Raw genomic sequence first — 20,336 nt, 5'->3', positions numbered from 1 at the left:
GTGACGAATTTAGGTGGTCCGACCTTCTCGAAATCTTGAACCGGGACGAAAGATGTTGAACAGCAATACATTAGAGCGATCAACTCTCGCGCCACTGCCGACTCGGTACAGCTGGCCTATCCTGGAGAAGAAAAAAGCGGCGGGCGAACATCAAAACCGCTTCGGGGACCTACGGAGAGTGAGTTAGTCAGTGTCGACTCACGTCATCACCTCTCTCACACTCGACAGCCTCGATCAGCTTTCCGCCCATGCGCGCCGATGCGTGTTCTGGGAGATGGACCCGGGCGCGCTTCATGACGCCCGAGGATTCTGTGATCAGGAATTCGAGAAGGAAGCCTGGCTGTCGATGGTCATGCTCGAGTGGGGTTCGTGCGGACAGGTCGCCGTCCGCGACGGAAAGCCGCTCGGCAGTGCGTTGTACGCCCCTCCCCGCATGATCCCGCGCGCGCAACTGTTTCCCACCAGCCCGGTCAGCTCGGACGCAGTGCTTCTCACAAGCCTTCGCCTCGAGCCCTCGGGCATAGAGGAAGAACTAGGGCCGAGCCTGCTGGCCGCTGTCGTGACAGATCTGGTCCGACGAGGAGTTCGTGCGCTCGAGGCATTCGGTATCCGTAGCGACGACTTGGGACCTGCTTCCGACGTGGCCAGTGCAACGGCTGCTCTGGAATGTTCACCCGCGGAATGCATGATCAGTGCCGAGTTCCTCGAGGATTACGGTTTCGAGGTCGTGGCACCGCACCATCGTTATCCGCGCCTTCGTCTCGAACTCAATCGAGATCACGAATGGAAAGTCGACGTCGAAGAAGCCCTCGACCGTCTATTGAAGGCCGCAGCTCTCGAAATGGTGGAGATCAGCGAACTCGCCAGAGTGTGAGCAGGTGCCGACCGCAGGATCTACGAAATGCGGTCGGCTACCGAAAGTTCTTCTGCGAGAAGCTCGGCGAAGGTGAAGGTGCCGGTCGGCTGATCGTCTTGACCCAGCAGGTACAGCCGCTTGACCGAGATCAAGATGGCTTCGGCGATGGTGTCACGCATCCGCGGATTCGTCAGTACCGCAACGTCGGACGCGTTGGACAGGTAGCCGAGATCGATCTGTACCGTCGGCATGTTGGTCAGGCGCAACAACTCCCACGTTCGACCGTGAGTTCTGCAGTCCCGCAACGGAGTTCGCGCAACGATCTCGCGCTGAACGAAACCGGTCAACACCTGCCCGATCATCGAGACCGAACCGTGCGAATTTCCGAAGTGGAAGCTCGCGACGCCGTTCGCCGACGGGCTCGAGTTGCTGTCGCAGCGCAGGGAGATCATCAGATCGGCGTCGAATGCGTTGGACGTCAGCGCGCGCTCGGCCTCGCTCGGATCGGCGTTGTGCGGGCGGGAGAGGAAGGTTTCCATCCCGGTTGCTGCCATCCGCCCCTCGAGGCGCATAGCCAGATCCCACAGGATGTCGGCTTCGGAGATGCCGTTGACGATAGTGCCGGTGGACGGACCACCGAGGCCTGGATCGATGACGATGCGCTTGCCGCCCAGTTGCGGGCCCTTGCGCCGCACCAGTTCCTCTTCGCTGATCGCATGTGGGGAACCACCGGTGACGCGGGTTCCCAGAAGTTCCAGCGAACGGAGTGTCTGCGGTCCGCAGATACCGTCGGCGGCAATCCCGATTTCACGCTGGAAAGACGAGAGAGATTCGTGGGTCTGCGGGCCGAAGAAACCGTCGACCCGACCTGCGTAGAAGCCGAGGTCCTGCAATTTGGCCTGCAGAGCTGCGACGTCGTCGCCGTACAGCGGCGCAGAAAGCTGGTAAATCAACGTACGGGCGCCCAGGCGGTACGAGGCCTCGCGAAGTGACCGATAGGTGGCCGGGCCCACGATGCCGTCGACAAGGAGCCCACGCTGCTGCTGGAAGGCGCGAACGGCGCTGTCGAGTTGATGATCGAAGATGGCGTCGGGTGCAACCCAGTGGGCACCGTCGGCGCTTTCACGTCGAATACCGGAAGTTCCGTGATGGAGGTATCCCAGCTTCGTCAATGTGCCCCGAATCTCGGCGACGGCCGGGCCGTGATCGCCGTGTCGGAGTCTGTGCATGCGTGAAAGCCTCTCGGATCGGTTAACGAATTCGATCGATGTGCCTGGTCGTAGACCCGATCAGGCACATCGATCGATTATCTCAGAAATTCTGTGGATTGCGAGAATCCACGATGCTCATCCAGCCGTCAGAGAACGTCTGCGAGGTCCTTGAGCAGTGCGGCCTTGCCCTTGGCGCCGACGATCGTCTTGATCGGCTTGCCGTCCTTGAACAGGATCATCGTCGGGATCGACATGACCTGGAAATCGCGGGCGGCCGCCGGGTTGGCGTCGATGTCGAGCTTTGCGACGGTCAGCTTCTCGCTGTTCTCGCCGGCGATCTCCTCGAGTACCGGGGCGACCATCTTGCACGGGCCGCACCAGGTTGCCCAGAAATCGACCAGAACGGGCTTGTCGCTGCCCAGGACGTCCTGCTTGAAGGAATCGTCGGTGATGGTGACGGTATTCGACACTGTTACTCCTCGAGGGTTGGGTTCGACAGCTTGGTGAATCAGGGAGCGCCGACGACGTCGACCGTGTGGCCGGCTGCGTCGAGCGTGTTGGCGGTGATGTCGCCGCGGTCGGCCAGCCAGCGTTCGGCGTCGATTGCTGCGGAGCATCCGGTGCCGGCAGCGGTGATCGCCTGACGGTACGTGTGATCGACCAGGTCACCGGCAGCGAAGACGCCGTCGACGGAGGTCGCGGTGGAACCGGGAGCGACGCGCACGTATCCGGCGTCGTCGAGATCGACCTGGTCCTTGACGAGCTCACTGCGCGGGTCGTGGCCGATGGCGACGAACATGCCGGTGATCTCGAGTGTGGAAGTTTCGCCGGTGACGGTGTCGCGCACGACGAGGCCGGTGACGCTGTTCTCGCCGAGGACCTCGACGGGCTCTGCGTTGGTCAGGAAGCGGATCTTCTCGTTGGCCTTGGCGCGCTCGAGCATGATCCGTGAGGCGCGGAATTCCTCGCGGCGGTGCACCAGGGTGACCGAGCGAGCGAAGCGGGTGAGGAAGGTTGCTTCTTCCATCGCGGAGTCGCCGCCGCCGACCACGACGATGTCCTGGTCACGGAAGAAGAAGCCGTCGCAGGTGGCGCAGGCGCTGACGCCGCGGCCGAGGAGGCGTTCTTCACCGGGAATGCCGAGGTAGCGGGCTGCTGCGCCCATGGCGAGGATGATCGCGTGCGCGGCGTAGGTTTCGCCGTTCGCGACGACCGTCTTGATCGGGCCGCTGAGATCGATCTCTTCGACGTCCTCGGTGCGGATGTCGGTGTCGAAGCGCAGTGCCTGCTCGCGCATCTGTTCCATCAGATCGGGGCCCATGATTCCTTCGCGGAATCCGGGGAAGTTCTCGACCTCGGTGGTGGTCATGAGGGCGCCACCGAACTGGGTTCCCTCGAAGAGCAGGGGCGCGAGCTCAGCGCGCGCGGTGTAGACACCAGCGGTGTATCCGGCCGGTCCGGAACCGACAATGATGACGTCATGGACCGCGGGCGTGTTTTCCAGCTGGGTGGTCATGCGAGCCTTCCAATAGTGAGTGCAGACCCTCCGCTTCTTGGAGAGCCGTACCGATCAACACCAGGATAAGGGGTGTTGTTCCCGCACTCCGCTGGAAAGTGGCTCACAGCCGGCAGCTCACAGCGCGGGACTCACGGGGCGGGGCGCGGTGCCTCCCGAACCACAAGCGCGTCCCGAACCACACAGCGCGTGCCGGTGTAGATGGTGGGCATGCACTTGTTGCAGTGGATACACAACCCCTCGTCGACGCTCTCGGCTTGGAATTTGTTGACCAGTTGTGGGTCCCTGAGGAGCGCACGCGCCATGGCGACGAATTCGAATCCTTCATCCAGTGCGTGCTCGATGGTGTCGACGCGGTTGATGCCGCCGAGCAGGATCAGTGGCATCCTCAGCGCCTGTCGGAACTGACGGGCGAAGGGCAGGAAGAAGCCCTCCTCGAACGGGTACGTCGGAAAGAGTTTGGGACCGTAGAACTTCAGCCCGTACCCGACGAGTTTGGGTTGGGAGGCGACAAACTCAGCCAGTGGGACCTCACCGCGGAAGAAGTACATTCCGTTGAGAAGTGAACTGCCACCGGTCAATTGCATCGCGTCCAGATGGCCGTCGGCTTCGAGGATCTGGGCGATCGGCAGGCTCTGGTCGAGCCACAGACCTTTCGGCACCCCATCGGACATGTTGAATTTCGCGGTGACCGCCACGCTGGATCCAGCGGCGCGTCGCACCGCTTCGACGACTCGACGCGGATACTCGGCGCGCTTGGCGACGCTGCCACCGTATCGATCGTGGCGCTTGTTCAGATTGGGGCTCATGAACGAACTGAGGAGGTAGTTGTGGCCGAGATGGACCTCGATGGCGTCGAATCCTGCGTCCACGGCGACGCGAGCGGTCCGTTCGAAGTCGGAGACGACACCGTCGAGTTCGGCGAGTGTCGCGCCCTTGACGAGGCCCATCGCGGGCGGACTCAGCCGGGTCGACGGCGCCAGAGTCTTCGTCTTGTTGGAGAGCGTGTTGGCGACCAGTCCCGCGTGGCCGATCTGCGCCGCAGCAAGTGCGCCTTCGGCGTGGACGGCGTCGGTCAGTCTGCGTAGTCCCGGCAGCGCGCGCTCGTCCATGACAAGGGTGTCGCGGTGGACTCGTCCACCTGGTGAGACGGCGCAGTAGGCGACAGTGGTCATCGCGGCCCCGCCGCGGGCCACCTCGGCGTGGAAGTTGATCAGATCGTCCGAGACCGCTCCCCGGGGCATGACGCCCTCGAACGTTGCAGCTTTGACGATGCGGTTGCGCAAGGTCAGAGGGCCGAGACGTGCGGGTTCGAATATCGACGGTGTGGGCGCTGTGGTCATTTTCAACTTCCTGCGGCGGCCTGATCTTTACGATGCCAGTGGACTCGTAACTACGACGATATAGCGCCTACTCCCAATCTGTCCGACAATTCGACACGATGAATGCCACAGGATCAGGTCGCCCACGAGACCCACGCATCGACGACACAGTCCTCGAGGTCACCCGAGCGATGCTCCTCGAGGTCGGTTGGGATCAACTCAGTCTCCGGGCGATCGCGGCACGGGCAGGAGTCAGCCGAGCCTCGATGTCGCGGCGATGGCCGTCGAAGGCACATCTTGTTCTCGGGTCGATCCTGGGGGCGACACCGGACCTGACACCGTTCGAGGGCACCGATCGCGACGGCTGGATCCGTTGGGTGGTGGAGGGAAGTGCTCAGCTCTTCTCCCGTCCCGAGGTTCGCGCCGCGTCGCCAGGATTGCTGGCGGCCCTGCGCGACCACGACGACCTGCGCAACGAATTGTGGCGCGGGTTCAGTGGACCGAGTACGCAACTGTTCCTTCAGAACGCCGAAGATCCTGAATCGGCACTGCTCGATGCCAAGGCCGTGCTGGTTCTGGCGGCCGGGGCAGCGATGTTTTCGAGTCTGATAGCGGTCGAGGACGATACAGATGCGCTACGCGAAAGAATCCTCGAGCTCTTACTCCCGGCGGCATCGCCGCGCTGACCGTCGACGTCAGCCGATGTTCTTGACCGACAACGTATTCGGATTCCCGTCGCTGCAGTTGATGCCGACAGTCAGTGCAGTGATCTGACGCGGCTGCGATCCCGTGAAGAGTAGGACTATCGCCGGCGCCCCGTCGATGCGAATCTCGCCGGAACCGAGCAAAGGCCGGCCCTCGTCGATGCCGTTGGCGCGTAGGCATCCGGCAAGTTTGGATGGATCATCCAGTGGTCCAAGGTTTTTGGATCCGACGAGTGAGAGCAGAGACGCCGAATCCGGATCGTCGACAGCAGACGTCGCCGGTGTGCTCGGTTGAGCGACAACACTTTCGGCGGGTTCGGAATCTCGGGTTCCGATAACAACGATCACGAAGGCCGCCAACACGGCTGCTGCGGCACCGAGAACCCACGCTTGTGGGCGCCGCCGGAACGGCACGACAGCTGCCTCAGCTGGCGGCTCCAGCTGTTCTGACTGTCGATCCAGTGCCGAATTGATTCGCTCGGCAAGCGAATTCGGAATCCGTTCGTGAGTGGCCTTGCTCGAGTTCAGTGTCGCGAGTGATGCCGTGACGCCGTCAAGGGCGGTGACAAATGCATGGGCGTCAGGATCTGCGCGTACCACCGGCCACAGAGCCGCACTGGTTTCGGAATCGAGAACCCCGGCGTGAAGATCTGCGAGTAGGTCTTCTGAAAACGGAGGCGACGGAACGCGAACAGACGGATCTGTCATGAACCCTCCCTCGGCAGTCGATGCGGACCCTTACAAGATAGGACGCGGCCGGTTCACGAATGGTTCCCGCCTTCGCGAAAGTCCTCCAACTGGGCGGCAAGACGCTTGCGCGCGCGGGCGCAGCGACTCTTCACGGTCCCTACGGGCACTCCCAACCTCTCGGCGGCCTCGGCTACCGGATACCCCTCGACATCGACGGCGACGACGGCAGCACGCTGCTCAGGCGGCAGCGATGCCAGTGCCTGTTCGACGGTCAGGCTCATGTCCACTGTCGCCGCATAGTCGCGGTGATCGCGGGGTTCCTCCGCGTTCTCCGAAGACAGAGAGAACGCCGCCCGTGATTTGTTGCGTCGGATCCGGTCGAGGCAGGCATTGACCACGATGGTGTGGAGCCAACTACGCACCGCCGCGTCGCCGCGGAACTTCGCCGCCTTGCGATGCGCGGACAGCAGACCCTCCTGGAGAGCGTCTGCCGCATCCTCGTCCGAGTAGCTCGTACGCCGGGCAACGTGCCATAGATGATCCTGATGCCTGGTCAGTAGTTCACGGAACGCATGCCGATCGCCCTCGACATGAGCAGTCAACAATTCGAAATCTGTCGCCTCGAGATTCTTGTTCTCGAAACTTCTGGATTCGAATTTTCCGGCTCCGCCCCCGGTGCCCCCCCGATAACTGTGCACGGGCGGATATTAGCCCAGTCGGTAGGTTTCAGAAGGGCCAAGGGCGATCACTTTGCAGCAGTGAATGCAATCTCCGAGATGGATGTCTGGTTTTGTCCGGATTCGGTGCTGAGCTGCGTAATCCAAACCAGGACATACTGACCCGAGCCGTCCGACGTGACTGGAATGTCGGTCACGCCGTTCTTCAGGACACCCGATCCGATTTCCTTGGTCTGATCCAGCGAAGTATTCGCAGAAGGGGCAGAACGGATTTCAACGACGGTTCCCGGCGAATCAGACGTGATCGCAACGTTCTTCAGGTTGGCGGCATCGGCAAGCGTCACCATCAGGCCGACGCCGTTCTTCAGGGACGGGAAGGGCTGGAAGTACGAGTCCGACGACCATGCGGTGGCCGGATTGCCGTCGATGGCGTTCTTCGCTGTTGCCGGCTGATCCGGCGTTCCCTGGGGTGAGAACACCGTTACGGCCGAGGAAGCTACCGGAACGGTTGCTGCCGCCGGTGCGGGCGCCGGTGAATTGTTCTCGGGCGCAGTGGCTTCGGTGGTCAGTCCGAAACTCTGCTCGCTGAGCGGGGTGTCGTTACTGCCACCCGAGAGGAAGCTCGCTACCCACACCACAAGGAGAATCAGGACGATCACGGTGAAGACACCGAGCGCCGTCAGTGCCGCGAGCATCCGCGTCGACTTCTTCTTCTCGGCCTCGATGGCTTCGGGGTCGTTCAGTGCATGACCCGACGCACCCTGTTCGCGGTGGCCGAGACGAAGTGCCGGAATCATTTCCGTCTTGTCGTTGACGACGGACGCCTGATCGAGGATGTGCTGCACGGTGGCAGCAGTGCGGATTCCACTCTCCGACTGCAACGCTCGAACCGCAACGGCCGAGATGTCGAACGGAACCTCCGGACGGACGACCCGAGGCTCGACGATGTTCCCGTCGGCGCCGCGACCGGCGGGAAGCAAACCACCGACGGGACCGGCGGACGGATCGGCGAGCGGCCAGCGCGCCGTGATGAGCGAGTACAGCATGGCGCCGAGACCGCGGACGTCGCTGGTGGAATCGGCGTCGGCAAGCGTCGCCGGGAACGCCAGTACGGCGTCACCGTTGATGCTGATGCGAACGCGGTCCGGGTGATCGATGGACAGCGCACCGCCGGTGCGGTGAGCAGCTTCGGCAGCCGCCGCGAGGGCGCGGATGGCGCGGGCTGCACCGATCGGCGACGGCGTCGTCTCGGCCATCTCACGCAGCGAGCGGCCGGGAGTCCATTCGGCGACGACGATGCCGCCCGAGCTTCCGCGGACGACGTCGAGGACGCGAGCCAGACCGGGCGAGTTGATTCGTCCCAGGCGCAGAGTGCGTGAGAGAACTGCCTGCGGTCCGGACTGGCTGTCGTCGTCACCGCGCTGATCGGCGTCGACGAACGTCAGGGCTACTTCACGGTCGAGCTTGACGTCGAGAGCTTCCCAGAACTGCAGTCCGCGGGTTCCGCCGTGCGGCGCGAGCAGACGGTAGCGTCCGCCGGCGACAGATGCGCCCGGGATGAGCTTCGGTCCACGTGGCATCGGTCGCTGGGCCGGTCGTGATGCGGATCCGGCGGAAGGTGTGCGAGGTGCAGCGGGCGGTGGTGTCTGAGCGGCAGCCGTCTTCTGAGATTCGGGTGCCTTCTTGTCCGGAGCAGGCGTCTTCGGCGCGGGTGTCTTCGAGACAGGCACTGAAGGTGTCTTCGACACGGGCGCCGAAGGTGTCTTGGACACACTGACCGGAGGTACCGGCGGAGCGGCCTTCTGCACCGGCGGCTGCGGCTTCTGACCCTGCGGGCTTTGGCCCTGCTGCGGTCGCTGTGCGGGCTGCTGTGGCTTCTGACCCTGCTGTGGCTTCTGGCCGGCAGATGCGGAGGAACTCGTGGATGCAGGTGTGCCCGACGATGCCGTTGACTTCTGTTCGGACGCTTTCACGGCAGAAGTCCCGGCACTCTTGTTGCCGGAAACGTTGTCGTCGCTCACCCTCGCTCCTTCTCCATCGATAGCCCGTCCCCGAATACGCGCGGGTTGCGATCCTGTACGCCCACGACCAGGGTACGGGAGCGCACCCGGTCGTTCTTGCTCGTTTGATTCCGTTCTGATTGCAGGAATTAGCTCGGTGACGTCGTCGTCGGTGTTGTTACGTGTGTCCGGTTCGGCGCGACCTGTCAGTGAACGAATCTTGCGGGAGACCGCAACCGTTACCGACAGGACTTCCGGAACCTTCTTGAAGTAGAGAATCGTGAAGGTGATCGCGAGCATCAGGATGCCGCCGACGGCGACGCGAACCATCGAGCCAGGTCCGCCGAAACGCTCGGTGAGTTGATCGAATCCGAGGACCCGGTCGACCGCGAGCATGGTCAACGACCCGGCCAGCGAGGCGAGTACGACGGACCAGACTGTCTTGCCCACGTTGGCCATCTGCAGGTTTCCGAGGCTGCGGTGCAGGAGGTACCCGCCGATGACGGCGCCGGTGATGTATCCGAGACCGTTGGCCGCACCGAGCAGGATCACGACCTGATCGCTGTTGGATGCGAAGACCGGAGCGAGCGCCGAGAAAGCGATTTTCACTGCAGTGATGCCGAGAACGATCCACGTCGGCGTCCAGGCTTGTTCGCGGGCGTAGAACACACGAAGTTGGATCAGGACCAGCGCGTACGGAATCAACGTGAATGCCGACCAGCTCACGGCGGTGCCGAGTCGTTCGGCCTGTTCGGGTCCGAAGCGGCCGTAACCGTAGAGCGCTTCACCGACCTGCGGACCCATGAAGGTCAGGAACATGATGATCGGAACCAGCGTGATCATGGTCAGACGCGTTGCGACCGAAAGATCGTCCACGACGGCCGGGGTGTCGTCGGCAGCAGCGTTGCGGCTCAGGCGCGGCATGATCGCCGTCAGAACCGTCACTCCGAGCACGCCGTACGGGAGCTGCAGGAGCAACCAGGCCTGGCTGTAGATGGCAGGGCCGGCTTCGTCGGCGTGGGAGGAGATCTTGGTCGCGAAGATCATGCCCATCTGGCTGATCAGGACGTACAAGACGATGGCGACGGCCATGCCGCCGAACTGGCGCAGGCGGTCGTCGAGACCCCACAGCGGCTTGAGCGAGATCTTCTCGCGGCGAAGCGCGGGGATCAGGCTGGCTGCCTGCACGATGACGCCGATGGTGATGCCGATGCCGAGGGTGAGCAGCTTTGCATCGCCAATCGAGACCGGATCAAGCGAGATCTCACCCGGAGTCAGGCGATAGACCACGAGCACCACGAGGACGACGACATTGTTGAGTACGGGAGCCCAGGCTCCGGGCTTGAAGATCTGTCTGGTGTTCAGAAACGCTGTGAACAGCGCCGACAGCCCGTAGAACAGGATTGCCGGCAGAAGCAGATAAGACAGCGCCGTGGTCAGGTCGGTGCTGACCTTGCCGTCTTCGGACAGGAAGACGTATTTGGTGAGTACGGGTGCTGCCAGGGTCGCGAGCAGCGCGGCCATGCCGAGTAGAACGAGCGACGCCGTGAAGAGGCGTCGGACAAACGCTTCGCCGTGATCGGCGTCCTCCCGCTCGGCGCGAACCAACACGGGGACGACGATGGCGGTCAGCACGGCGCCCAGAACCAGTTCCGCGATCATGTTCGGAATCTGGCTGGCCACGGTGAATGAACTGGCGATGGCCGGGCCGAGGACCATCAGGATCATCAACTGCTTGGCGAATCCCGTGATACGGCTCGTCAGCGTCGCGATCGCGATGGAACCCGTTGCCGCGAGGAGTCGAGAGTTCGTCTCCTTGCGTTCCCCGACCTGGACATGGGCGTCGGTGTCGAACTCGTCCGACGTGGTCGTCGCCCGGTCGGCAAACTCCATCTCGGCTTCGCGGTACCGGGGGTAGTCGCGGATCACCGGGATGGTCATGGTGGGTGCGTCGTCGAAACGTGCGTCCGGGTTGACCGGCTGGATCGGGTAACCGCGCTCCCACGGTGGCATCCGAGGATGCGAGCGGGTCGTGGCACTCTTGCGGGTGATCGCCGAGCGGCGACCCTCCTCGGGTGGATTCCCGGTCATGAGCGTTCGTACCCTTCATCTGCTGGGTCCGGCTGACCCTTGAATCGATGCCACAGCCGTCGCCCTGCCAGGAACAGCAGCAACCCTCCCGCTGTCGCCGTCACGGCGGCCAGGGGACGACCGTACGCATTCGACCGTACGGTCACGCTGGTCGGCGTACCCAATTGGCGGCCATCTGTCGTGGTCAGCGAGAAGTTGACTTCCAGCTTGCGAGAATCGTTCATTTCCGCGGGCACAGTCAACTGTCGGCTACCTCGCGGCGGAAGCTGTTTGGGACCGATGTCACTGATCTGCATCTCGGGTGGGGCTTCCACACGCAGGTCGACGTTGATGGCGATGGGCAGCTCGTTGCGCGCCACCAGCAGGAGCGGACTCTGCCCCGACGCGAGGGTGTAGACGCCGCCCGGAGACACCACACTGACGGCCCGGTACATCCCGTCGACGGCTTCGGTGACGTTGTCGGCGCGGATGGTCGCAGCGCGCTCCGCCCGATTGACCGAAGCGGAGTCGACGTTGCGGCGATCGGCCAAGGTCATCGAGCGGAGCAGATCTTCGCGGAGCGGCGCCGTGAATCCCCGGGGGGTGAGCGAAGCCGCCGGATCGTCCACGAGCGAAGCTTCGAGCCCGTCGATACGCGGAAGTTGGGTGGTTGCGGTCTCGACGACGGACGTTTGCGGACCGTCCTGGGTAGCCCGGTCCGGGTAGTCGAGCGTGGCGGCGTCCGTCGCGCCCGGTTGCCTGCCGAGCAGTGCCGGCAGGGCCTGAGGTGAGGCGAGCCCGGACCGGATGAGGGTCGCGAGCATCGAGAGCACCGCCGTGGCGTCGTTGCTGTCGGCGGTCCACAGTTGCGGCGGCGCGAAGATCTGATTGCGCGGCAGCGACGTCGGCGTCAGCGCGGCCCAGGCCATCGCCCCCAGCGCGTCCTGACGTCGGGCGCTGCGCGATTCGATGTCGATGGTCGGCGCGGTGTCGTCGGGGATGTACGACGGGACCTGCGGCTCCGAGCCGGTGGCGGCCAGCGCCGCTGCCGCCGAGGTGTCGAAGGCAAGCGCGTCGAGTGAGCCGGTTATCCGCGACGACAGCTGCGGAGCTGCCGAGTCGACGGAAGTGTCAGCCACCATCGCTGTGGTGGGATTCACGCTCAGCACCTCTGCGGTGGCCGAGTCGAGGACACCCGAATCCGGCCAGACGAAATCTCGCAGTGAGGTCACGCCGAGGATGTTGTCGACGATGTCCGCCGGCCGTGTGAGCGCGGTAGCCGTCAACTCCGGATTGGCCACCGAGGTGACCGCGGCGAGATCGGACTGCGCGAACGGAACCGCCGTCGTGCACATCGAGGACGCGAGCGTCTTCACCCGGCCGAGCCACTGGTTGGCGGCGTCGCTGCCGCGGCCTTCGTGCGACGGCCCGGTGGGGTCGGACGAGTTGTCGGCCACGAGGTATCCGCGAGTCATGTTCTCGACGGTGATCAGAAGGTCGGGGTCGATTGCCAGGCAGAGCGCATCCGTGACGCGGCGATCGGTATCGCTCTCGGGCTTGGTGGCGTTCTCCACCGCATCGACCAACGCGTCCAGACGGCCGCCGTCGGAAAGTTCGGTGGCAAGTTCGTCGTCGATCAGGCGTACGGGCTCGTTGACCGCGCCGGGGATTCCGCCGACGAGTCGTGGCGCGTCGGCCAGCGGCCACATGAGCGTGACGCCGATCGGGGCGGACGTGTCGGGGGGAACGACCGCCGTGGCGGACGAACTGGGGGTTCCGGCTGTGGCGTTCGATTCGGCTGCGGCCGGCACACCGAGGACGGGGAGCAGGAAGCGTGCGTCGTCGAGTCGGGCGGCACCGCCGTACTCCGGGGTGCCGTTCACGTTGACGAGCATCGGGTAGACGCCCGGTTCGGTGATGTCGAGAGACAACCCGGTAGTGCTCCGCAACGGCAAGGTGAGCGTGAACTGCTTGGACTGGCCGGTGTCGAGGGTGGTGGCAACGGTGTCGAATTCGCCGACCGTGTCGAAAACGGCCTGGTCGAAGTCGAGTGCTGCGCGCACGTCCGAACTGGAGTCGATCGCGGGAGCGCGTTGCAGCCTCACTCCGACGTCCTCGACGGGACGGTCACCGACGTTCTTCACCGTCCCCTTGACCACGACGTTGCGGTCGCTGGTGGTCGTCACCGTGGTCGGTGCGGTGGAGTCGATGGTCAGCTGCAGAAATTTGGCATCGTTGGTGTTTCGCGCCGGGGCGCGCTCACTGGGCTGGCTGGACGGCGCTGCCCATGCGACGGCCGTCGTTGCAGGCCCGAAACCGACAGCGGCCATCACCAGAGCGGCCACACCGGCCCGCCGCAGTGCCATTCTCATCCGGCGTCCGGTTCCTTCGGGCGCTGTTCTTGCCGTATTTCCGTTCGCGGCATCTCGGCGATCATCTGGGACGCGAGTTCTGCGAGTTTGCGCTCGTCGGCGTATGCGAGGCGCGAGTGCAATTCCGTCAGCGGCACCCAAGCGACTTCGGTGACCTCGATGTCCTCGTCGGAGAGTTCACCGCCGAGAAAGCGGAGGAGATAGTGGTGCACGGTCTTGTGGACGCGTCGACCTTCGGTCACGAACCAGTAGTCGATGCTGCCCAGCGGTGCCAGGACGGTTCCCTGGATACCGGTTTCTTCTTCGACCTCACGCATCGCGGTCTGCTCAGCGGTCTCACCTTGTTCGATATGGCCCTTCGGTAGCGACCAGAGCAGGCGTCCGCGGCGGTCGGTTCGGCCGATCAGTGCAGCGCAGAGGCGTTCCGGGGGTCCTCCCCAGCCGTCGACGACCAAGCCGCCCGCAGAAGTTTCACGGACGGTTCGCATCAAAGGTTTATCGGGGTTGCCGACGGCAGGTCGACGCCGCGGGTTGCGGCGACTCCTGTTTGTTCGTTCGGCACCAGACACCTCATCGATACTAGTTGGCGTTGCAGCGTTGCCCGGTAACCCGCGCAAAGCGGTCTATCGCGTTCGTATGCGCGTTCTGCTATTTGCGCACCTTAAGTAAGCTCCTTTCACGTGACTGTCCCTACCTCCGACGCTGATCGCCGCCTACGACTGCTTGCCGACGCCACTGCAACGCTCGGCACGTTGTCCGACGTGTTGAACCCGCTCGGTGAGCGTTTTGCTGCGGCCGGTCACGAGCTGTTCCTGGTGGGTGGCAGTGTTCGCGACGCGATCCTCGGCCGCTTCAGTGGCGATCTGGACTTCACGACGGACGCCAGGCCGGAGAAGGTTCAGGCTCTGCTCAAGGGCTGGGTGGACAAGCAGTGGGACACGGGCATCGAGTTCGGGACCATCAGCGCCATCAAGCACGGCCAGGAGATCGAGATCACGACCTTCCGGGCCGACGCTTACGATCGCGTCTCTCGTAATCCGATAGTCGAGTACGGCACGACGTTGGCCGACGATCTGGTGCGCCGCGATTTCACCGTCAACGCGATGGCGATGAAGATCGGCGCGGACGGTTCCTACACGTTTGTCGATCCGCTGAACGGCATGGACGCGCTGTTGGCCGGAGAGCTCGATACGCCGTCGGCGCCGGAAAACTCGTTCAACGACGATCCGCTGCGGATGCTGCGTGCTGCCCGGTTCGTCTCGCAGCTTGGTTTCACGTTGAACAATCGTGTTTTCGAGGCCATCAAGGAGATGGCGTCGCAGATCGAGCGAATCACCGCCGAGCGTGTGCAGGTGGAGCTGAACAAACTGATGCTGGGCATGTACCCGGTGGACGGCATCAACATGATGGTCGACTCCGGACTGGCTGCATACGTGCTGCCCGAGGTTCCGCAGATGAAGCTCGAGATCGACGAGCATCACCAGCACAAGGACGTCTACCAGCACTCCCTCACGGTGCTCCAGCAGGCGATCGATCTCGAAGAAGGCGATCCGGACCTTGTATTGCGTTGGGCAGCACTGCTTCACGACATCGGAAAGCCGGATACCAAGCGTAACGAGCCTGGCGGTGGGGTCAGCTTCCACCACCACGAGGTGGTCGGCGCCAAGCTGGTGCGCAAGCGCATGCGGGCACTGAAGTTCTCGAAGCAGATGGTCGACGACGTCTCACAGCTCGTGTTCCTGCACTTGCGTTTTCACGGCTACGGCAAGGGACAGTGGACCGACTCGGCGGTGCGGCGGTACGTCACCGACGCGGGCGAGCTGCTCCCCCGCTTGCACAAGCTCGTGCGGGCCGACTGCACCACACGCAACAAGCGTCGCGCCGCGCAGCTGCAGGCCACGTACGACGACATCGAAGAGCGGATCGCGCGTATCGCGGAGCAGGAAGACCTCGCTCGGGTGCGTCCGGACCTCGACGGCAACGCCATCATGGAGCTGCTGAACATCCCGGCCGGCCCGCAGGTGGGCAAGGCATGGACGTTCCTCAAGGAACTACGTCTGGATCGCGGCCCGCTCGAGCGTGACGAGGCCGAGGCCGAACTGCTGAAGTGGTGGGCTACCCAGCAGGGCTAGTTTCTCGTTTCTTGCGGTTGATCAGCACCGCTGACAATCCGGCGGCATAGACACCCGCACCGGCAACGGCCAGGCCGACGCTCTTGCCGTCGGGTGCGATCACCGTCGACGCTGCCGCGATCGCACCGATGAACGCGACGTTGAACACGGTGTCCTGCAGGGCGAATACCTGACCACGACGGTCGTCGTCGATGTCGATCTGCATGGCCGCGTCGCCGCTGAGTTTCACGGACTGGCCGGCGATGCCGAGCAGGAAAGCGGCGATCAGCAGCGACCCCTGAGTCAGCGTGGTCACGAAGACGAGCTGGACGAGAACCGCGCACACCAGGGCGTAGGTGATCGTCCGTGAGCGACCGATCCGCGGGATGAGGAACGGTGTGATCAATGCCGCGATCAGCATTCCGATTGCCGTGGCGCCGACGGCGACGCCGAATCCGGCCATCCCTCCAGGTAATTGGGAGCCGTTCGAGGTGTCGCGCAGGACCAGCACCATGATGAGGGTGTTGATGCCGAAGCAGATGCGGTGCGCTCCGATTCCGATCATCGCCGTGGTGACGCCGGGCGCCTCCCAGACAGCGGTTGCCCCGGTGCGCAGTCCGGCCGTCACCGAACGGACGGCACTGGCGCGGACCACTTCGTCGGCGACCGGACCAAGTGAGCGGGCGGTGAACCTGGCCGCGGCGAGGGCCGCGATCACCGATCCCAGTGCTGCGATGGCCACGGCGGCGCCTGACGCTCGATCCCCCGCGCCGATCATGCCGATGATCGCCACCGCTGCCGAAGCACCAAGAGCGGCTACCACCGAACCAGCCGTTGTGAGAACGGAATTGGTTGCCACCAGCCACGATTGTCGGACGACCTTCGGCAGGGCTGCGGATACGCCTGCCCCGACGAAGCGACTGACTCCGATTGCAGCAAGCGCACAGGTCAACAACAGAGTGTCACCGCCGCCGGCGACCAGCAGCACCGCAGTGGTCAGGATGAAGAGCCCGCGGAGCACGCTCGCCCACAGGAGCACCAGGCGGCGGTCCCAACGATCCAGCAGAGCGCCGGCAAAGGGGCCGATCACCGAATAAGGAAGGAGCAGTACGGCAAAGCCGGCCGCTATCGCCACCGGATCGGTTTCGCGTTCCGGGTTGAAGAGGATTGCGCCGCCGAGCGCGGCCTGGAACATTCCGTCACCGAACTGGCTGGAAAAGCGGACGAGCGCCAGCCTTCCGAGGCCGGGTGATTCACGCAGGGTGTGCAGTACGCGCTGCCAGGCCTCGCGGCGGTTCGAGGCTCGGTTCATAAGCGGAAACTGTAGTGGGTGGGTCAGGCGCCGATCTTGACGGTGGCCCGCTCGAGGATCGGCGCGACGTCCACGCCCCTCGGCAGCGTTCCGAACACACTCCCCCAGCTGTTTCCGAGCCGACTCGCGCAGAACGCGTCGGCCACCGCGGGGTGCCCGTAGCGGAGCAACAGCGAGGCCTGCAGTGCGAGCGCCATGTCGCCGACGATCTTTCGTGCCCGGTATTCGATGTCGTCGAAATCGCCGAAAGCCGCCTGGAGATCCCGCACGGCCTGATCGAAGTGGCCGTCCACTCCACTGGCTCGTTTCAGCTCGTCGAAGAACACCTGCAGTGTTTCGGGTTGCTTGGCCATCGCCCGCAGTGTGTCGAGCGCCGCGACGTTGCCGGAACCCTCCCACACCGAAAGGAGCGGAGCCTCGCGATAGAGGCGCGGCATCCGGGATTCCTCCACGTATCCGTTTCCGCCCAGACACTCGAGTGCCTCGGCAGCGTGGATCGGTCCGCGCTTGCAGACGAAGTACTTACTCACGGCCAACGAAATGCGTCGTAGTGCGCTGGCGTGGGCATCGCCTGCGGTTGCGCGGTCGGTCAGAGCGGCCAGCCACATCGCGACCGTGGTCGACGCTTCCGATTCCACCGCCAGATCTGCCAGAACGTTTCGCATCAAGGGTTGGTCGATCAGGTTGGCGCCGAAAGCACTTCGATGCGTCGCGTGGTGAACTGCCTGCATGGTGCCGACGCGCATGCCGGTGGCCGTGCCGATCGTGCAGTCCAACCGGGTCATGTTGACCATCTCGATGATGGTGCGCACGCCCCGGCCTTCTTCGCCGACCATCCACGCGAGAGCGTCGCGGTACTCGACCTCACTACTCGCGTTGGAATGATTGCCCAACTTGTCCTTCAGACGCTGCAGGTACATGTTGTTGAGCGTGCCGTCCGGCAGGACCCGAGGCAGGAAGAAGCACGACAGACCACCCGGTGCCTGGGCGAGGACGAGGAACACGTCCGACATCGGCGCGGAGGTGAACCACTTGTGGCCCGTCAGCAGGTAGCTGCCGTCGGATTGTGGCACTGCCCTTGTGGTTCCGGCACGAACATCCGAACCGCCCTGTTTTTCCGTCATCGACATACCGGCGATCAATCCGGGTTTGGTGAGGGGAGCTTTCAGCGCCGAATCGTAGTGCCGCGTGGTCAGGAGGGGTTCGTACTGCGCGGCCAGATCCGCGTTGTGCCGCAGCGCGGGGATCACGGCGTACGTCATGGAGATGGGACAGCCGTGGCCGGCATCGGTTTGACCCCACACGGCCATCTTCGCGGCGCGGACGAGGTGTGCGTGTGGATTCGGGTCAACCCACGGAGCGCCGTGCAGTCCCAATTCCACTGCGGTGCTCATGAGTTGGTGATAGGCGGGGTCGTAGCGGACCTCGTCGATACGGTTGCCGTAGCGGTCGTGGGTTCTCAGGACAGGTGGGTGCTCCTCGGCCAGATCGCCCCACTCCTGGGCCTGCGCGCTTCCGGCGCGGATTCCAACCTGATGAACCTCCTCGAGTGCGTCCGAAGCTCCTTCACGTTGCAGTGCCTCGAGAAGCGGCGCGTATTCGGCTGCGTCGTAATCGATCAGGGGCGGAACCTGATTGGTGACTTCATGCGTGGGTGTCATCGAAGCTCCCTAACGATCGAAGGGTGAAGGCGAGAATGGCGTCGATCGCAGCGGGATCGGTGGTGCCGCCGCGCAGTGGAAGGATCAGGGCCTCGCCGATTGCCCCGACGATGCACGCTGCCGTCAGAGTGGCGTCCTGTGGCGGTATCTCACCGGATTCGACTGCTGAGCGAATTGCGGTGGCCAGGCAATCGCGGAACGATTCGCGAAACATCAACCGCTGTTCGTCGACGAGAGGATCTACCGGTTCCACCAGCAGGGTATAGGCGAGAACCGGTGCACGCATGGCACGTTCGGCGAAGGTCCGAACCGACGCTGATACAGCGGAGCGGTGGTTGCCTTCCAGATGTCGGGCGCTGTCTCCGGCGTCCCGGGCCGCGGATACCTCACGGCTGCAGACTGATTGGAACACTTCGGCGAACAATTCGCCCTTGCCGTCGAAATGTCGATACAGCGTCCCGGTGCCGACGCCGGCGTGTTTGGCCACCGCGGCGATGGAACATCCCGCATAGCCGTGAGTTGCCACTGCCGTCGTGGCGGCCTCGAGCAGTCGGGCGCGTTGGGCGTCCAATCTTTCCTGTACTGCCGGAGTGCGGCGATAGGCCATGTGAAGAAGTGAACACCCGTTCCGTTCTTGCGTCAAGGCTGACTGCTGGAGAATGACGACATGGCTACCACGGCGAAAGTCGATTTCGAAGTTCCGGTTCTGGTTCTCGGTCCGCGACCTCGTGAACCGTATGTCCACACTTACGGCAAGGTCATCGGGTTGAGTCCCGTTGTCGCTCGCTTGGCGTTGAGTTCGACCGCCGGCCCGGTCCGGATCACCGTCGACACGCTGGATGTGGACCCGGGAATTCCCGCTCTCGATGATTGGGAGACCATCGAAGAAGGCACGCTCGAGAGCGTTGTCGCTGGTCTACCACCACTTCGATTGACAGGCGAACGGGTCCACGAGTTCGGATTCCTCGAGCGCCTACCGATTGGCCTCTACCGCATCCGAGCCTCGGTGCGCGGCAGGGACTTTGATCAAGCCGACCCTGAAGCTTTCATCCAGATCTGGCCCGTCGCGGAATTCGAGCCGATTCATCTCTTCAAGTCAGGCGACAAGGTCGAAGTACGGGACGTCTACGGCGATGACAGGCACCTCACGATCCCCCCACGGCCAGGAGGCGTGCAAAAGAAAGCGACTGAGGGTATCCACGCTCACAGCGTGACCGAACCAACATCAGTGCGCCGGCAATGGGAACGGATCGCCGCCTGGTTTTCCGAAAACGGATTTCCGCAAGCACTGGATGCGTTCGCGCCCGGAGCCGCGCAATCGGAAATCGACCGGGTCGAGGCACTGAGCGGAATCGCATGGCCAACCGAATTGAAAGACCTCTACTCGGTCCAGAACGGCTTCGCCCCCGGCGCCTGGATGCAGTTCCTTCCCCAACACGACATGCTCAATCTGGACGAGCTGTTGGCCAATCACCGCAGAGCCCCGGCAGCGTACGAGCTGCGAGATGTCCCGGAGAGTGTTCCCTCATTGTCGGACCGTGCTCAACCGGCAGGAACCCCGATCGGAAAGTTTCTTCCGGACTACACGACCTTCGCCTGCCGCGACGGATACGAATTATTCTGCGACACAAGGCAAGGGGAGCTGTCAGGCTGTGTGACCGAGTATGCCCGTGAGAACGCGGACGCCGCCGGACCTCAGTGGACTTCGATCAGCGCGATGCTCGCCGATCTCGTAGATTCCCTGGAAACGGGTCGGCCTTTCGGTGGTGGCTGGGTAGCGGGACTCGGTGACGGCGGACTTTCCTGGCGGTACGCACCTGCGTAGCGTGTGCAG

The 20,336-nt window shown here is 63.7% G+C and carries 16 protein-coding genes; 4 read left to right on the top strand and 12 right to left on the bottom strand.

Going from position 1 to position 20,336, the window contains the following annotated elements:
• Positions 1–190: 190 nt before the first annotated feature.
• On the top strand, positions 191–874 hold the full coding sequence (locus PCS43_RS27635) for a hypothetical protein (RefSeq protein WP_007729135.1): 684 nt from the start codon (positions 191–193) through the stop codon (positions 872–874).
• Between the two features lie 20 nt (positions 875–894).
• Here the strand turns inward: PCS43_RS27635 and PCS43_RS27630 are convergent, their stop codons facing one another.
• The 4 genes from PCS43_RS27630 to nox form a co-directional block, all read right to left on the bottom strand.
• Positions 895–2,085, bottom strand: a complete 1,191-nt coding sequence (locus tag PCS43_RS27630) for an N-acetylmuramoyl-L-alanine amidase (protein ID WP_003942558.1) — start codon at positions 2,083–2,085, stop codon at positions 895–897.
• A 128-nt stretch (positions 2,086–2,213) separates the two neighbouring features.
• Positions 2,214–2,537: a thioredoxin gene (trxA, locus tag PCS43_RS27625; protein ID WP_003942530.1), complete on the bottom strand. Its 324-nt coding sequence runs from the start codon at positions 2,535–2,537 to the stop codon at positions 2,214–2,216.
• Positions 2,538–2,575: 38 nt separating this feature from the next.
• Positions 2,576–3,583: a thioredoxin-disulfide reductase gene (gene trxB / locus PCS43_RS27620; RefSeq protein ID WP_270923141.1), complete on the bottom strand. Its 1,008-nt coding sequence runs from the start codon at positions 3,581–3,583 to the stop codon at positions 2,576–2,578.
• Positions 3,584–3,714: 131 nt separating this feature from the next.
• Entirely contained in the window at positions 3,715–4,926 is a 1,212-nt protein-coding gene (nox, locus tag PCS43_RS27615; protein WP_007729131.1) for a 4,4'-dithiodibutanoate disulfide reductase, read from the bottom strand.
• A 98-nt stretch (positions 4,927–5,024) separates the two neighbouring features.
• On the opposite strand from nox, the gene PCS43_RS27610 reads away from it, so the two are divergent.
• A complete protein-coding gene (locus PCS43_RS27610; RefSeq protein WP_003942539.1) occupies positions 5,025–5,591 on the top strand; it encodes a helix-turn-helix domain-containing protein in 567 nt (188 codons plus the stop codon).
• A gap of 9 nt (positions 5,592–5,600) precedes the next feature.
• Here PCS43_RS27610 and PCS43_RS27605 read toward each other — a convergent pair whose 3' ends face one another.
• Genes PCS43_RS27605 through PCS43_RS27585 form a run of 5 tightly spaced genes read right to left on the bottom strand, consistent with a single transcriptional unit; the run spans position 5,601 to position 13,987 of the window.
• Positions 5,601–6,317, bottom strand: coding sequence for a hypothetical protein (locus tag PCS43_RS27605; protein WP_042451788.1), 717 nt, complete (start codon positions 6,315–6,317; stop codon positions 5,601–5,603).
• Between the two features lie 53 nt (positions 6,318–6,370).
• Complete coding sequence (sigM, locus tag PCS43_RS27600) at positions 6,371–6,997, bottom strand: RNA polymerase sigma factor SigM (protein ID WP_007729129.1); 627 nt, start codon at positions 6,995–6,997, stop codon at positions 6,371–6,373.
• 47 nt (positions 6,998–7,044) lie between these two features.
• Positions 7,045–11,067 (bottom strand): lipid II flippase MurJ, encoded by a 4,023-nt coding sequence (locus PCS43_RS27595; RefSeq protein WP_209910660.1) that lies wholly within the window; start codon positions 11,065–11,067, stop codon positions 7,045–7,047.
• Positions 11,064–13,418: a DUF6049 family protein gene (locus PCS43_RS27590; protein ID WP_058037556.1), complete on the bottom strand. Its 2,355-nt coding sequence runs from the start codon at positions 13,416–13,418 to the stop codon at positions 11,064–11,066. The genes PCS43_RS27595 and PCS43_RS27590 overlap by 4 nt, the downstream gene beginning before the upstream one ends.
• A complete protein-coding gene (locus PCS43_RS27585; protein WP_030537486.1) occupies positions 13,415–13,987 on the bottom strand; it encodes an NUDIX hydrolase in 573 nt (190 codons plus the stop codon). The genes PCS43_RS27590 and PCS43_RS27585 overlap by 4 nt, the downstream gene beginning before the upstream one ends.
• A gap of 111 nt (positions 13,988–14,098) precedes the next feature.
• Between PCS43_RS27585 and PCS43_RS27580 the strand changes: the two genes are divergently transcribed.
• Positions 14,099–15,550: a CCA tRNA nucleotidyltransferase gene (locus PCS43_RS27580; protein ID WP_003942535.1), complete on the top strand. Its 1,452-nt coding sequence runs from the start codon at positions 14,099–14,101 to the stop codon at positions 15,548–15,550.
• On the opposite strand, the gene PCS43_RS27575 is transcribed toward PCS43_RS27580, so the two are convergent.
• Genes PCS43_RS27575 through PCS43_RS27565 form a run of 3 tightly spaced genes read right to left on the bottom strand, consistent with a single transcriptional unit; the run spans position 15,534 to position 19,109 of the window.
• Entirely contained in the window at positions 15,534–16,841 is a 1,308-nt protein-coding gene (locus PCS43_RS27575) for an MFS transporter (protein ID WP_007729119.1), read from the bottom strand. The genes PCS43_RS27580 and PCS43_RS27575 overlap by 17 nt on opposite strands.
• A gap of 23 nt (positions 16,842–16,864) precedes the next feature.
• Positions 16,865–18,502: an acyl-CoA dehydrogenase family protein gene (locus PCS43_RS27570; RefSeq protein ID WP_209910655.1), complete on the bottom strand. Its 1,638-nt coding sequence runs from the start codon at positions 18,500–18,502 to the stop codon at positions 16,865–16,867.
• Positions 18,486–19,109, bottom strand: a complete 624-nt coding sequence (locus PCS43_RS27565) for a TetR/AcrR family transcriptional regulator (RefSeq protein ID WP_209910652.1) — start codon at positions 19,107–19,109, stop codon at positions 18,486–18,488. The genes PCS43_RS27570 and PCS43_RS27565 overlap by 17 nt, the downstream gene beginning before the upstream one ends.
• 60 nt (positions 19,110–19,169) lie before the next feature.
• On the opposite strand from PCS43_RS27565, the gene PCS43_RS27560 reads away from it, so the two are divergent.
• Positions 19,170–20,327 carry a hypothetical protein gene (locus PCS43_RS27560; protein ID WP_209910649.1) on the top strand — a complete coding sequence of 386 codons (1,158 nt, stop codon included), beginning with the start codon at positions 19,170–19,172 and terminating at the stop codon, positions 20,325–20,327.
• The last annotated feature ends 9 nt before the right edge of the window (positions 20,328–20,336 follow it).

Origin of the sequence: Rhodococcus sp. C-2, from assembly GCF_027854095.1 — a bacterium.
Taxonomy (GTDB): domain Bacteria; phylum Actinomycetota; class Actinomycetes; order Mycobacteriales; family Mycobacteriaceae; genus Rhodococcus_F; species Rhodococcus_F qingshengii.
This window is presented reverse-complemented; position numbering and strand designations above follow the sequence as displayed.